This window comes from Pectobacterium brasiliense, from assembly GCF_016950255.1.
GTDB lineage: Bacteria > Pseudomonadota > Gammaproteobacteria > Enterobacterales > Enterobacteriaceae > Pectobacterium > Pectobacterium brasiliense.
This window is the reverse complement of sequence record NZ_JACGFN010000001.1, coordinates 1,231,188-1,246,799: the sequence shown is the minus strand read 5'-3', so window position 1 is coordinate 1,246,799 and position 15,612 is coordinate 1,231,188. Positions and strand designations below refer to the sequence as shown.

8 protein-coding genes, 3 tRNA genes and 1 pseudogene are annotated in these 15,612 nt (G+C 41.3%); 7 read left to right on the top strand and 5 right to left on the bottom strand.

What is annotated here, in order from left to right:
• Positions 1-40 precede the first annotated feature (40 nt).
• From pgsA to H4F65_RS05620, 5 genes are all read left to right on the top strand, one after another.
• On the top strand, positions 41-589 hold the full coding sequence (pgsA, locus tag H4F65_RS05640; protein ID WP_010279374.1) for a CDP-diacylglycerol--glycerol-3-phosphate 3-phosphatidyltransferase: 549 nt from the start codon (positions 41-43) through the stop codon (positions 587-589).
• A gap of 139 nt (positions 590-728) precedes the next feature.
• A tRNA-Gly gene (locus H4F65_RS05635) sits at positions 729-804 on the top strand.
• Positions 805-855: 51 nt separating this feature from the next.
• Positions 856-929: transfer RNA gene (locus tag H4F65_RS05630), tRNA-Cys, on the top strand.
• Between the two features lie 8 nt (positions 930-937).
• Positions 938-1,024 (top strand) — tRNA-Leu (locus H4F65_RS05625).
• Between the two features lie 202 nt (positions 1,025-1,226).
• Complete coding sequence (locus H4F65_RS05620) at positions 1,227-2,486, top strand: tyrosine-type recombinase/integrase (RefSeq protein ID WP_010279377.1); 1,260 nt, start codon at positions 1,227-1,229, stop codon at positions 2,484-2,486.
• 147 nt (positions 2,487-2,633) lie between these two features.
• Here the strand turns inward: H4F65_RS05620 and H4F65_RS05615 are convergent, their stop codons facing one another.
• The 4 genes from H4F65_RS05615 to H4F65_RS05600 form a co-directional block, all read right to left on the bottom strand.
• Complete coding sequence (locus tag H4F65_RS05615; protein WP_039319748.1) at positions 2,634-4,436, bottom strand: response regulator receiver domain; 1,803 nt, start codon at positions 4,434-4,436, stop codon at positions 2,634-2,636.
• Positions 4,433-7,459: an ATP-binding protein gene (locus tag H4F65_RS05610; protein WP_146235392.1), complete on the bottom strand. Its 3,027-nt coding sequence runs from the start codon at positions 7,457-7,459 to the stop codon at positions 4,433-4,435. Before H4F65_RS05610 ends, H4F65_RS05615 begins: the two co-directional genes overlap by 4 nt.
• Positions 7,460-7,942: 483 nt before the next feature.
• Positions 7,943-9,115 (bottom strand): DNA cytosine methyltransferase, encoded by a 1,173-nt coding sequence (locus H4F65_RS05605; protein ID WP_010279388.1) that lies wholly within the window; start codon positions 9,113-9,115, stop codon positions 7,943-7,945.
• Positions 9,116-9,255: 140 nt separating this feature from the next.
• Positions 9,256-10,038 carry an HNH endonuclease gene (locus tag H4F65_RS05600; RefSeq protein WP_010279391.1) on the bottom strand — a complete coding sequence of 261 codons (783 nt, stop codon included), beginning with the start codon at positions 10,036-10,038 and terminating at the stop codon, positions 9,256-9,258.
• Between the two features lie 246 nt (positions 10,039-10,284).
• Here H4F65_RS05600 and H4F65_RS05595 point away from each other — a divergent pair, with 246 nt between their 5' ends.
• Positions 10,285-13,800, top strand: coding sequence for an AAA domain-containing protein (locus tag H4F65_RS05595; RefSeq protein ID WP_010279394.1), 3,516 nt, complete (start codon positions 10,285-10,287; stop codon positions 13,798-13,800).
• 520 nt (positions 13,801-14,320) lie between these two features.
• Positions 14,321-14,554 (top strand): annotated as a pseudogene (locus H4F65_RS21830) (transposase); the annotation flags it as partial.
• Positions 14,555-14,649: 95 nt separating this feature from the next.
• On the opposite strand, the gene H4F65_RS05585 reads toward H4F65_RS21830, so the two are convergent.
• Complete coding sequence (locus H4F65_RS05585; RefSeq protein ID WP_010279399.1) at positions 14,650-15,525, bottom strand: phosphorothioated DNA-binding restriction endonuclease; 876 nt, start codon at positions 15,523-15,525, stop codon at positions 14,650-14,652.
• Positions 15,526-15,612: the final 87 nt, after the last annotated feature.

The window sequence follows — 15,612 nt, the reverse complement described above, 5'->3', positions numbered from 1 at the left end:
CTCTTAGTATCCACTCCAGCCAGATAGTTACCTAAGCGCTATGCAATTTAATATACCGACGTTGCTTACCCTGTTTCGTGTTGCTCTTATTCCGTTTTTCGTGCTGGCGTTTTATCTTCCATTCGTCTGGGCACCGCTGCTCTGCGCGTTGATTTTCGTGTTTGCTGCCGTTACGGATTGGTTTGATGGTTTCCTTGCCCGCCGCTGGAAACAGACCACGCGTTTTGGTGCCTTCCTCGATCCTGTTGCGGATAAAGTGATGGTGGCTGTCGCGTTGGTGCTAGTTGCGGAATACTATCACTCCTGGTGGATTACGCTGCCTGCCGCGACAATGATCGCGCGGGAAATCATCATTTCAGCATTGCGCGAGTGGATGGCTGAAATTGGTAAGAGAAGTAGCGTTGCCGTGTCGTGGATAGGGAAGGTTAAAACCACGGCTCAGATGATGGCGCTTTTTGCTTTGCTGTGGCGCCCAGAACGCATTGTTGAAGGCGTTGGGGTTGTGGCGTTGTACATCGCCGCCGTACTGACCTTCTGGTCCATGTTTCAATATTTGAACGCCGCGAGACACGATCTGCTTGAACCTTGATCGAAGCGCCGTAAAAACCAGCAAACGAACGCGGTTGCTTGATAATTTTATTGACTCATTGCGTCAGGTCAGTAGAATGCACCGCATCAACAGCAACGCTGGTTTGTAAGAAGTTAAGAGAATCAGTGAGTTCTGTGCTGCGGGAATAGCTCAGTTGGTAGAGCACGACCTTGCCAAGGTCGGGGTCGCGAGTTCGAGTCTCGTTTCCCGCTCCAATTTAAAACATCGGCAATTGCGGATGTTGGTCACTAAGACCTGAATATTTTGGCGCGTTAACAAAGCGGTTATGTAGCGGATTGCAAATCCGTCTAGTCCGGTTCGACTCCGGAACGCGCCTCCAATATTTAAGCCCGGGTGGTGAAATCGGTAGACACAAGGGATTTAAAATCCCTCGGCGTTCGCGCTGTGCGGGTTCAAGTCCCGCCCCGGGCACCATTGATAAATCAATAGACGTCAACCGACGTCTATTTTTTTGTCTAAAACCCACGGTTTTACTGGCTTTCCCTTCATTCCATACTCTCCCAACGTCAACGCAATTCAACCTACATCAACTTGCTTGTGAGTATACATCTGAGTATATATGTTGGTTCTATCTTGCTCTGTATACTCACCGTAAGCACAAATGAGGATATTGATAATGGCTCTGACCGATATCAAAGTGCGTTCGGCAAAACCAGAAGAAAAAGAGTATTCACTGACTGACGGTGATGGGATGTTTCTGCTGGTTCATCCCAATGGTTCCAAATACTGGCGGCTGCGCTTTCGTTTTGGTGGCAAGCAACATCTCATGGCATTAGGCGTTTATCCTGAAGTCTCTCTTTCTGAAGCGCGTCAGAAACGGGATGAAGCTCGGAAGCAGGTCGCTGCGGGCATCGATCCCCGCGAACATAAGAAAGCGGTAAAAGCCAAACAGGAAGAGGATGAAAAGACCTTCGAAGTTGTGGCTCGCGACTGGCATGCCGACAACAAGAAATGGTCTGAATCCCATGGCGAACGTATCCTGAAAAGCCTGAGCGACAATATTTTCCCCGCTATTGGCAGCATACATATCGCAGATTTGAAAACACGCGACTTGCTGGCACCGATCAAAATCGTTGAACGTTCAGGACGCTTAGAAGTCGCTAAACGCCTAAAACAACGTGTGACCGCCATCATGACCTATGCCGTACAAAACGGCCTGATTGACTATAATCCGGCGCAGGATATGGCAGGGGCGATAATGCCTGGCAAAGTTGAACACCGCCCGGCATTAGCACTTGAACGCTTGCCTGAACTTCTTGGCCGGATTGACGGTTACAAAGGTCGTGAATTCACCAAATGGGTTATTAATCTCTCCTTACTGATTTTCATTCGTTCCAGCGAACTCCGTTTTGCCCGTTGGCCGGAAATCGACTTTGAACGAGCGTTGTGGACGATTCCCCCTGAACGTGAACTGATTCCTGGAGTGAAATTCTCCGAACGCGGTTCAAAAATGCACACACCACATCTTGTTCCGCTGAGCCGTCAGGCACTGGAGATCCTTAAAAAGATCAGAGAGGTGAGTGGGCATTGTGAACTGGTATTCATTGGCGATCATTCGTCACGAAAGCCTGTTAGTGAGGGGACGGTAAACAAAGCACTGCAAACGATGGGCTACGACACGAAAACGGAAGTGTGCGGCCACGGATTTCGTACTATGGCCTGTAGTTCTTTGATTGAGTCAGGGTTGTGGTCTAGGGATGCGGTAGAGCGGCAGATGAGCCATCAGGAGCGTAATGGCGTTCGTGCTGCGTACATTCATAAGGCGGAGCATTTGGATGAGCGTAAACTGATGCTGCAATGGTGGGCAGATTTTCTGGATGCAAATCGGGAAAGGGGAGTTAGTCCGTTTGATTTTGGGATACGTAATGATAATTAATATTAGAGAGTCGGATCTACGTATTTAATGTTAGGATACTATTTGATATAGAATAATTAAAAATGCGTTCCAGCTTATATTCTATTTATTTTCATGTTTTTCTTGAGGTTATACTTATTGCGTATAACCTCTTTCTTAGCTTGGAGATTATTGATAATGACGTCTTAACCACTCTACTTCATCAGTACCTGTTCTATTCAAATTTGATACTAGATTACCAACGCGATAAATTGTATTAAGGTCATGAAGATCGCCTATCCATATGTATTCATTGAGATCAGAATCCCAAAACTCAATTAAGTCAGGCCCTCTATTGTTAGATGGTATTCTTTTTTTATCATCACTCTCAAAAATGATATGTTCTAACTCGTGGAATTTAGGAGTTGTACGCAAATAAATATAACCGCTATACCCCTTGCTATTAATGGCTTTGAGCTGTTCATTGAGTTTTACTTTTATCTCATTCTTGTCATCTAGATCTCGATAATCAATTAAAGAATGTACTATTTGTTCTCGCAATTTCTTTCGAAATTTATCTTTATTAGAATTTACAAAGCGATTTTCGGGAATGATGATGTCAAATTTTTTCCCTGGCGCCTCATTCAATACAACGAAGGAAAACTTTTGTTCTTTTTCAATCCTGACAGTATCACATTTTGGCGTGATACATAAAAGAAATAAGTCTTTGCTTTTTGAGTATATTAGAGACCCCTGAGTCAGATAAGGAGTTTCATTCGCGCCAGCAATATCTTTAAACGTTCTTCTAAATGAAGATAGTATTGATAATTCAATTGATGATTCAATAACATCAAATTTATCACTATTAAATATATTTATAGCATTCAAAGATGGTGTATTGCTAGTATCTTTAAAGGATTTACACATTGATTCTTTTTTTTGCTCCAAAATAGAATACAATTTTTTTGAAAATCCAATCTGAGCTAACTGGATTATTTCATCGAGTTCTAAACTATATTCCCCTTGGTCGTTTTTGATTTTCTTATCAAGTTTATCATTATTCTCCTTAATCCAAAACTCAATTGATTTATCACCAAGGGTTAAATTGTCAACGCGAGAAATTGCTAAAATATTTCTTGTGTAAGAAACGAAATTTTCAAGCATGAATACTTCAGAATCCTGGGGCTCAGGTAGAAGTACACGATGTGCTAAATAAGCAGAGTCTAAGCTACTATCAAAGCGAGAGATAATTCTCCCTGTGTTTTTTCTAATAGTTGCAGCTGATTTCATGGCGAAAATTGGAGTTAATCCTTGAACTAAAATAGCAAAAGAACTTAATGCCACTTTCGGAATTTCCGACTCTCTAACGGCTCTATCTGGAGAGAAAGAATAGCCTTCATGATTTTTATTATAAAAAGAAATTATGAGGTTTTTAGCTCGTATCTCAAAATCAACATCTTTATTCAATTCATAATCGCTTAAATAATCACAAAGTTCATTTCTCAAATCATTCAGTTTAGATTCTCCAGTGTATATCATGATAGCTCTTATTCGGCCACCTCCTATATAATCGCTATGGAGAATCTCTTTAACTATCGCCTTACTATAAACAGAAGTGCGATCCTTAAGTATCCAGTCTAGAATAATAATATCAGCTTTCTCACATGCTGAACGCGCTTTTTCTGCAAATTCTTCTGGTTGTTGAGAATTATCAATTTTAGGTTGATAAATCCCTGCAACGATTCCTTTTTCAAAAAATGCATTGGTCAGTTCAAGTGTATCGAGCTGATGAAAAATTTTGGATGGTTCCGGAGTAGATATTTGCTCAGGAGGTGGGGCCTGAATGAAACCAGCCATAAATGGATTGGAAGTTAATGGAGTAATAGTAACTGGAACTGGCTCACTATTCAAACCCGCGCCATCATCAATAATCATTACCGTCTGCACATATTCTTTTACTACTTCTTGGCAGTGTTTAGAAAATGAAGTCATTCTGAAACTCCTGTATCTAAATTATCAATAATAAAGCAAGGAGATGCATTAACATCTCCATCAACTAATCTAATGTCAAAACCCTCTCGATTTAGGGTTTCTTTTGATATATATAGCCCCATCCCTCTTCCTGAATCTTTACGGGAAAAACTAAATTCAAAAATGCTTTCTCTATCAATAGTTGGAATGGCTGGGCCATTGTTAGAAATTGTTAATGCATTTCCTTGAGTAGCTAATATTATTTTTTTATCTGGATTTTCTGATTCTCGTTGAGTATTTAACCAATAAATAGCATTGTCTATAACATTAATAAATACAGGAAGGAATGTGGATGGATACACTTCTTTAATAACATTAGAAAAATCATCAGTGGACACTAAAGATATGCTATGTCTGTTCATTCGAACATCAAAAATATCTTTTAAATATCGTTCTATTTCTTTTCCACTGAGTTCAACTTTTGACCTGTAAAGCCTTCTGTTCAGTGGTGTGAACATTTTTAGATAGCCATCTAAATGTGAAAAACTGTGGCTAATATTGAAAAATATAGTATTTAAATTTGGATTTTTTTCCGCCCAAGGTTTTAACATTTTGATGCTTTGTCTAACGGATTTAATTGTGCTGCTGAATTCATGTTGAATTATACCGATTGACATACCTAATTGGGCAAAGTCGAAATACTGGTTGAGCGAATCCTTTACTTGCTCATTTTCAGTTTCTAAGGCTACAAGTGTATCAATGGAGGTAACTTCATCGCCTTTTAAGTCATTTATGATTATTTCAAGAGACTCTTTTATCTTATTAAAATACTCGTCAGTTTTATTGGATACATTATCCAGTTGTTTCTCCCATGAAATAATCATTTTATTCGCTTCATTATCAGAAATAGTGTCTAATGAAGTTGTATTAATTTCACTCATAACAAAATTGATTGTATTAGTGAATTCTAAAGTTTTTCCTCTGATCTTTTCCTTAATCGAGCCATCTAAAGTATTAACACTGTCCTTCATTTTTTTCTTGAAGGTATTAACACTATCATTAAGATTTTTTCGTTCATCATTAACTGTTTCTGTGATTTTTTCTCTTTTACTAAATGAGAGGGAGTGATAGTTCATATAGGAGAATATCAACTCCTCCAGCTTTTTTTTTGCTGGTTCAATGATTTCCTCAGTGATTTTTTCTTTTATAATGAGATAACTTTCCCATTGCTTTAGTGAGTTTTTATTGAGGCCAACGTTAGGCTTTGTTATCTTTATTGATTTGATGACGTCATTTGTTTTATTCTTAACATCCCTCATTATGTTATATATAAAATTATATTTCTGAGGGGTAGGCCAGCTATCTCTACTGGTTAGTATAATATTTTTTGTGTCTTTGATAATATTTTCTATATTTTCAAGATAAATATTTTTATCATAATTTAAAAAGAAGTTTTCAAGTTCGGCTTGGAAGTTTGATTTTTTTAAGTTAACGCTTTTCCTTCTCTTATCTAACGTGAGTTTTTGTTTCTTGGCTTGGGCTTTAAAAACTTCTTTAATTTCCCAAAAACGATCGTTTATTGAGTTTTCACGGAAAAAATCAGCTGCTAACTGATCGAAAAAATTATTAAGTATGCTTTTGAATTCACGGTAGGCAATATTCTCTATTAAACCTTCCCGACCTGCTTTTTCAATCAGCATTGAGTTATTATCATGGCCAATTTCAATTGCACCAAACATCCATCTATAGGAGAAGAATGCTGTTGCAGCACGCTTAGTTCTTCTTTCTTCAATTCTTAGGAAATCAAACTCGGGTTTGCCATAAGGCAATACTCGAATGCCATCTTTATAAAGATAAACACCGCCATACATATTTAATTTTGCTTTAATTTCTGTGTATATTTGTGTAGGTACAGTACTTTCACTTGCATCACCCTGCAAATATGAGAACTTTATTTTAAATCTACCGCAACGAGTTTTGGTTCCATAATTTTCATTCCAGTTGATAATGTGATTTACTGGCTTCCCTCGATAGACTGTTACAGCTCCTTTGAACTGACCATATTCATCAAATTCACCCTCTATATAGTGATCTGCACTTAGAGCATCTTCTGGAGTGAAAAAACCCTCCTCGATGAGTTCCTCTGGTTCTGCACTTCCTCGATGAGTACGAAATTTTGTTGCCATTACTTGTTCGGATTGACCACTTAATGAGTTTGCAAAGCCTACAAGGATTTTTTGAAGTTCAGTGGTATCATTTTCATCCTGCTTAATGTCTAACTCAAGCGCAGGGTCACAAGGCATAATGACAAAATGAGTACCATGAGAAAAACCATCTAGTACAGGGGAAAATTGATTTATGACGTTGCTATCTTTATGATTATTAGGTTTTTTAAAATTAGCTAATGTAATATTTTTTAAATTATTAAACAGCATTTCTGGTGAAAAATCAAATGAACATAAATCATTTTTAATTATGTTATATAATTCTTCCGGTATTTTTTCTTCTAATTTATCAAGGTTATTTATTATCTCATTAGACATCGACTGGATATCATCTTGACTTGGGAGCTTACCCAAATTAAATGTACGGACCGGTATTACTATGTCCGATATGTTAATTTCAGGTATTTCGAATTGTGTCCAATGTACTAGGGCCACAACCATATCGTGCATTCCATCATCTCGAATAGCTCTGCTAAGAACAAGTACTAGTCGCCCAATAGAAGCTATTGCAAGCCGTCCTATACCTTTTTCACCCATTAATGGGCGTTCGTCCATACCCTCAGGAATGAATACGGGTTTTCTGTTGATGCCAAGCTTGCTGGATGTGCCGATTGTTAACCACTTTCCAATAAAATCCTCTTTTGTCATCCCAATTCCATCATCCCTTAAGGTGAGTAAATTTTGGGACTCAAAAAAGTCTATTTCTACATTTGAAGCATATGCGTCATGTGCATTTTTAAACAGTTCGTGGATAGCTGTAGGGATGCCTGCAATTTGCTGCCTTCCTAGCATATCGACAGTTCTTGCACTTACTTTCATCTGGGCCACGTTGTTTACCCTCCGTTCAAACTTAAGTGCCTAACTCGATGATTGTATGATACTAATATTAATCTATACAAATGGGAATGGTCGGGATTGCATAAATCATAGAGGAGCGACAGTCTTTAACATTATGATGCTTACCTCAGTAATGTGAGGATGAGCATATGAAGAAGCATACTCTTATAAGACGGCTCATCCGCTGCCTGACTCTGTTCCTGTTAGGGAACTCAATCGGGATAACACCAGAGCGGCACTATCTATGTCACTATACGCTAGATAGATAGTTCATGAATAAAATTGCTTAAAATCATAAGTACTGGATAAGATAATTGAATGTGTTGGTGATTGATATATCAAAAATTAGAGGAATTCGTATTCCATGCACTTCCTCTTTCCTTGGCGACTGAAAATCATTCTCTTTTTATGGTTATTTAATTATATTTGGAATAAATTTCTTTATATACGATTTATCAATAAAAGCTATTTTTTTAATATTTGGCATATTGATCTAATAAGAGTTTCCCCTAGCTTAGGTGGGACTGCATTACCAATCTGCTTTGCTTGGTGTGTTGAACTTCCGGTAAATTCAAACCAGTCAGGAAAAGTTTGTAGACGTGCGGCATGTCGTAGGGTTATACCATGGTTTTTCCAGGGGTGAACAAATCTTCCTTTTGATGGATTATTACAACCAGTGGTAATAGTATTGCTTGGTCTATGTATCATTATTCTTCCATAAACGTCCTTGTGTCCTTCATATCCATTAGAGTGGCATTTTAAAAGATGCTTTTCTCCTGCATCAACTCTACTCCCATTAAGGGGAGTATCCATAAATCTTTCCACTAATTTCGGTGTGGGATTCATGAAAATTTCATTTTCTGATACAGGTTCTCCAATAGGAAGATTATTTAATATATTATATCCTTCCTCCTCGGAGAGATTGAATTTACCAACGAAGTATTCATCGATGTATCGTTTTTTGATATTGCTAGGAATATCTTCAAAGACTGATGATGCTGGTATCCAAAAAGGTTCCACACCTGAATTAGGTGAATGATGAGTTGGCTTTGGTGGGAATTTTATTGTACTGTTATTTAGATCTTCATGGATACCAAAGATAAATACTCTTTTACGATTTTGAGGTACACCATAATCGACAGCATTAATTATATTACTGAATTTTAAGGTGTAATGACTATTTTGAGCCAAGTCAATAAATTGATGAAAATATTTTTCATGGCGTTTCCACAGTAAACCAGTCACATTTTCAACTAAAAAAGCTTTTGGTTGAAATTCATGCACAAATTCGAAATATTTCAGCAATAGAGCATTTCGAGGGTCATCAACACCCGCATTTTTGATTCGATGTGTAGAAAATCCTTGGCACGGCGGCCCACCTAGTATGATGTCTAGTTCTCCACGTTCGAGCTCTAAGCTTTGCCTTAGTTCCAGTGGTGTAATATTATTGATATCCCCTTTTTGGGGACCAGACCTAAGTTCAATTTTTCTTTTCTTTCCTTCAATGAAATTTTTACGATAGGTTTCTGCTGCTGACTTATCAAACTCGACTGCAGCAATCACGTCTACACCAGCTTCAATAGCCGAAAGAGTGAAACCACCAGCACCCGCAAACAAATCAATAGCTTTAACTGTCATTCTAACACCCACATATTGAGGACCGGGCATTATACAGATTTGTCCCGAAAAAAACTATTCCTTAGCGATGTTTATGAAGGTAGAGGCAAGGTATCTGATAGCAGTGAGTCGCTGTATCTATATCGCTTACTTTAAGTTGTCTATCTTAACAGATTTTCTCTATGCCATTCCAGGTAACCATGTGAAAGAAAGGGGAATTCTTTAATTTTTCGTCCTGCTAAAGAAAGTTGATTTACGATCGTCCCATCAAGCTCTTCGCTAAGCAAAATGTAACCATCGTTACTGAACGAAATCCAACCTTTATCGAAAAGAACATCGATATGCGCAGCTAGTACAATACCATTGTAAGGATCAAGGCGTTCCTTGGCGCTTTCACATGCAGACCAAGGTTTGATATGACTTGCCCGAAGTAATGGAGGGAATGCATATCCTGTCACTGCACAAGCTGGGAAAAGTTTTAAACATCTCTGTCGAAAGACCCCTTGGCCAAGCCTGGCAGCAATCAGGCGTTCTTTTGTGGTATTATCAATTGATTGATCTGTAACTATTAATTCAATATCGTGTTTCTCTTGAATATCAGTTATATCAGTAAGCTTAGTTAGAATATTTTGTTCAATTTGAGCATCAGATAACAAACTCATCCTTTGCAACACTCTTTGTGACGCTGAGGGGAGACCTCGTGGCGATCCATCTTCATTGCGCCAGCCAATACGTACATTGCTCATCCAAGCATCGTAGTGATCACGATGATTTTTCAGACTATTATAAAACTCCGTGAATGATTTACCCGCCCCAAATCGGGGATAAAATAGAGCAACAGCCTCTTTCCATTTCTCAACTCCTAGCGCTACTGGCGGCTTCTTGTACCCATATTTTGACAAGTACCACGCAACTTCTAGCAACTCTTCTTCGGCAAGGTTCATTTTCGTGTACGCTCAAACTTCCACATTACATAATGTTACAATACATTCATTAAACTTATAGTGTCTAAGTAATGCTTAGTTCTTACAAGTATGTTCCTTGGTTTTTTCAATCAAGTACCAGATAACTTAATACCCCTTGCCATATAAACAAATCATTGCGATCGTTCTCGCATCGTGGACAATGTTTAACCATGATGATTTTATATCAACGAAATCAATAGTTTTATTTAAGTTATGGGATGAGGAATGGACAGTAATACTCAAGGATTCACTTCATACTGGCGTAATGCTTTAGCTGATGCCGAGTCTGGAAAAGGGGCATTTGAGCGCAGAGATGAAGATTCATTCACGCAATGGATGAACGTTGAACATGGAAGGTTGGGTGAAGAGATCGTGCAATCGTTCTTCGAGGGCGAAGACGAGCAGGCTAAAACCGTCGAGGTGTTGTTACGGCCGCAGGTATGGATTCGCCTGTTAAAGCATGGCAAGGAACGTACGGCAGGCGCACCAGGTATAGTTACGCCTCTGGTGACTTCCGCACTGTTGAACCGCGAAGGCTTTTTATTCCCTACATCTCCTGCCACCATTCCCCGTGACCTGCTCGAACCTCTCCCTAAAGGCACCTTTTCTATTGGTGAGATGGCGGAATATGACAAGTACAAAACCACGCATAATTCAATCACTTTTAGTCCCGGTAATGGGGATGAGCTGCGTGAGGAGACTGATGAACAACGAGTGGAACGATATGCTCGTTATCAGCAGTTGTGGCAAAAGTACCTTAAAGACACTGATGAACTTTTAAAAAATATTGCTGGCAGATGGCTCGCATCACCTGAGCAATATGAACCAGCTGGATATGGCTACATTATTAAAGCCAACCAGCCTGGAGGGGCCAGCATCCATATCCTGCCTATGTACGATCATCTGCTGTCGTGCAAAAAAGAGGTGCCATTGCTGGCGCGCTTTGCCTCGAAAGATAAGTTTCCTGTTGAGCCGCTCCTTGCCAGTAATGCTATGTTCAGCGAGCGTCTGGGGCATTCCGGTGATAAATTTCCGCTGGCTGTGGCGCAGCGCGATGCCCTTAGCCATTATCTCACTCAACAGCCGGGCGATATTCTTGCCGTGAACGGTCCTCCGGGAACCGGGAAAACTACTCTGGTTCTCTCAATCATTGCTACTGAGTGGGCGAGAGCTGCTTTAAACAAAACCGAACCGCCAGTGATGATTGCGACATCAACCAACAATCAGGCCGTTACCAACATTATCGAGGCCTTCGGTAAAGATTTTGCTATCGGCACTGGGCCTATGGCCGGGCGTTGGTTACCTGAAGTAAAAAGCTTTGGCGCTTACTTCCCGTCTTCGGGACGGAGAGCCGAGGCGGTAAAAAAATACCAGACGGAAGACTTTTTTAACCGTGTTGAATCCCTTGAATATGTTGAAGATGCCCGGTGCTTCTTCCTTGAAAAGGCAAGGGCAGCTTTTCCGAATAAGGAATGTCATTTACCTGAACAGGTTGTGGATCTCCTGCATCAGCGTTTGGTTGAACTCTCTGCAGAGCTTGAGCAAATCGAGCCTGCATGGGATGAGCTGAACGCAATCCGTCAGGAGCGGCATGCCATCAGTGACGATCTCGAACAGTATATTCAGGATAAGAGAACTTTACTGCTCAATAGCACAAATGAAATCTCGCTATTAACGCAGGGCAAAAAACAGTGGGAACAATATCGAGCCGGTGAGTCGATCATGTTCGCTCTCTTCTCCTGGCTTCCCGCCGTTCGTACTAAGCGTCACTATCAAATGAAGCTGTTTTTGGAGGCTACGTTTGGTGAAAGAATGACATCATTCCAGGGCTCTCTGCCTGATGGCGTTGATGTATTTATCGATGGTCTGATTGCTCAGGTGCTTAATGAGCAGGCTGAGTATCAGCAGCAGATCGAACTTGCTGAGGACGTTTCCCAACGTGAAAACGAAGCTGCCATACGCTGGCGCGAGATTACCCATTCGCTGGGGAATCAAAGCGAGGCGGAGCTGAGTCTGTGCGAAGCCGATGAGCTTGCAGATACACAGCTCCGTTTCCCTGCGTTTCTGCTGGCTACGCATTACTGGGAAGGCCGGTGGCTGATGGATATGGCTGCTATCGATAACCTTCAAAAAGAAAAAGGTCTCAAAGGGGCGAAGGCCATTAAAGCCCGCTGGCTGCGTAGAATGAAACTAACCCCTTGTGTCGTGATGACCTGCTTTATGCTTCCTCACCATATGCTCATCAGGGAGCATGTTGGTGGCAAGAAGTTTGATGATGGCTATTTATATAACTTTGCCGATTTGCTGATTGTCGATGAAGCGGGGCAGGTGTTGTCTGAGGTTGCGGCAGCTTCTTTCGCGCTGGTGAAGAAAGCCCTGGTGATTGGCGACACAGAACAGATTGCGCCTATCTGGAACAGCCTACCTGGTATTGATATCGGCAACATGGTTGAGGAGAACATTCTTCAGGGAGGTACTCAGGAAGAACTTACTGAAGCTTATGCCCTGGTGTGTGATTCTGGAAAAAGTGCTGCATCTGGCAGTGTTATGAAGGTTGCACAGTTTAACTCTCGCTACCAGTACGATCCTGACCTGGCTAGGGGGATGTACTTGTACGAACACCGTCGTTGCTTTGATAACATCATTGGCTACTGTAACACTCTCTGCTATCACGGTAAGTTGCAGCCCAAACGAGGGCAAGAAAAAGATACAATATTTCCTGCAATGGGCTATCTGCATATAGATGGTAAAGGTATGCAGGCAAGTGGTGGAAGTCGTTTTAACGACTTTGAAGCAAAGACGATAGCGGCATGGCTTGCAGCGCACAAGGACGAGATTGAGCGGCACTATAAAAAACCGTTACATGAATTAGTAGGTGTTGTGACCCCATTTTCGGCGCAGGTCAATGCGATAAAGTCATCATTGCGTAAGTTGGATATCAATTGCAATGGTGACGAAAGCTCGCTGACAATAGGTACGGTTCACTCATTACAGGGAGCAGAACGGGCAATTGTGCTTTTCTCTCCCGTGTATTCGAAACATGAGGATGGCGGATTTATCGACAGAGACAGCAGCATGCTGAACGTTGCCGTTTCGCGTGCTAAAGATAGCTTCTTGGTATTTGGCGATATGGACCTGTTTGAGATCCAACCCGGATCATCACCTCGGGGACTGCTGGCGAAATACCTGTTTGCTTCAAGCCAAAATGCATTGCAGTTTGAGTTTCAGGAGCGCCAGGATTTAAATACCTCACAAACGCAGATTTCAACCCTACACGGGGTGGAGCAACATGATGCGTTCCTAAACCAGACTTTTGACGCCATTAATCAGAGCATTACAATCGTTTCCCCGTGGCTCACTTGGCAAAAGCTGGAACAGACAGGTTTTCTGGCGTCGATTGTCCATGCACGCGCTCGTGGAATCGACATTACGGTGGTAACGGACAAAAGTTTTAATACCGAGGATGCCGATAATGAAAAGCGTAAAGAGAAACAGCAGCGCCTTAATTATTCTGTGGATAAGCTCAATGAGATGGGCATCGTGACGAAATTAGTCAATCGTGTTCACAGTAAAGTTGTGATTGGTGACGCAGGGCTACTCTGCATAGGGTCGTATAACTGGTTCAGTGCCGCACGGGATGAGAAATTTCAACGATACGATACATCGATGGTATACCGTGGCGAAACCTTAAAAGGTGAAATTAAAACTATATATACCAATTTGGAGCAACGTGAATTCTAATTCAGGATCATCATTTTAGAGAGTTAAGATTCTGTGTCATTCCAGTCATCTGTTCAGAAAAATGAATGGCACAGGTCCTAGCCTTTCGATTTCGACAAAACGCACCAGTTCGGCCAAGCATAGGCCGGAAAATATTGCATATTAATGCTATTAATTAAATAGTTAACGAGAATCAGTTCTGGCTACTGAATTCGAATCCTGGCTGGCTCAGGATGTGGACGCGAACCGTAAAAATGGTTCTGACAAGAAGATTACCAAAGCCACAATAGGCAGTCGAACCTGCTACGCAGCATGACTGTAACGGCAATTTTGAGTCTCAACTGGTTAAGTGGTTCTAGGCTACGCCGTCAGAGGAGATTAAGTAGAAAATTATCAGTCTGTTCACGCAAAGAATGAATTACGCCGGCATCAGTTAGAGGGGCTAAAATTTGCACGATTTCAGTATCTTAACCGCTACGATTAGCGACGCCACCGACAAGGTTATCTCTATCTCTGAACTCAAACAGTGGCAACTGTACCTATCCGCAAGGCCATTTACATGACTAACGATATTGAGTCGATTCACCAAGAATTTCGTAAATTGACGAAAATCAAAGATACCTTCCCTAACGAGAATAGCATGTTAAAGCGGCTTTATCTGGGATTGGCGAAGGAGCAGGTGAAGTGGACAATGCCTATCCAGAACAGGAATTTAACATTGTCGCAGTTAGCCATCTATTTTGACGAGCGACTGGATAACGTGATTGCGTTGTAATCTTTTTACCGTGGCATAGCATTTTGAATACCCCAACTGGTTTGCAGCCAATAAATTTTTAATCTCTAGGTATTATTTTCCTGATAGTAAGCAACTCAGAGACCTTTAAAAACCTGCCCTCGATGCCATTCCACAAACTGCTCAAGCGGGTAATACTCCCGCTTTTTAGGCAGAAACAGCGCTTTTCCCTCAAAATCCCAGAATAGCCTTTCGACGATCTTGCTGCCATTCACGCCTTCAGAAACCATCAACTTCATACTGTCATCAATACCGATAACGCCAATATCAAACGCAGAGTGATGTACTGAGCACAAGGCTAATCCGTTGGTCACGGTGCAAGGGCCACCGTATTGCTTCCATTTGATGTGTGCCGCTTCGAGGCCGACAGGTGTTGTATCGTGTCGTAAATCATAACCGCAGACCGCACAGCGATATTGATATGCACGTAGTACCGTTTGACGGAAATGAGGATCGCGAGACTTGCGTACATCATCTAGCGACAGTTCCAGGCGGTTGGCAATGACTTCCTGAACACTTTCAGGAAAATGCTCGCTTAAAATCTGCTGAGCCAGTTTATCGATAAGTTGAGGTTGTTTGCATAATAGTTGATAGCTGACTTCATCAAATCCCCCCATGACACTGTGCTGAATCAGCTCGCGGTTTGGCGGCTCTTTATTCCCTTTCTGCGGTGAACAATGCTCGTCGTTCTGCAACTGCCAAAAACCATCTCCCTTCAGTCGCCAGAATGGCATTTCAGGGTAATGAGCACGCCGCTGTGGCCCAAAGCTGTTCAAAAGTGCCAAGAGCTGCGGACGGATTTCGTCGCCATAGTGAAACAGGCGCGGGTGTCCTTGTTGATAGGCCGATAGAACATAAAGCAGCAACAATGGCTTATGAGGCGCACGTTGATCGCCTTTACGCCATATAGACATATTGGAAATTGCTGTTTGAAGTTCTTGGACAGATGGCATACACAACACAAACTGAAAGGGAATATCTTGCGATAATGCTCGCAAAATCAGAGGGATTCAAGCTTCCTGTTGCTCTCAGAATGTTAT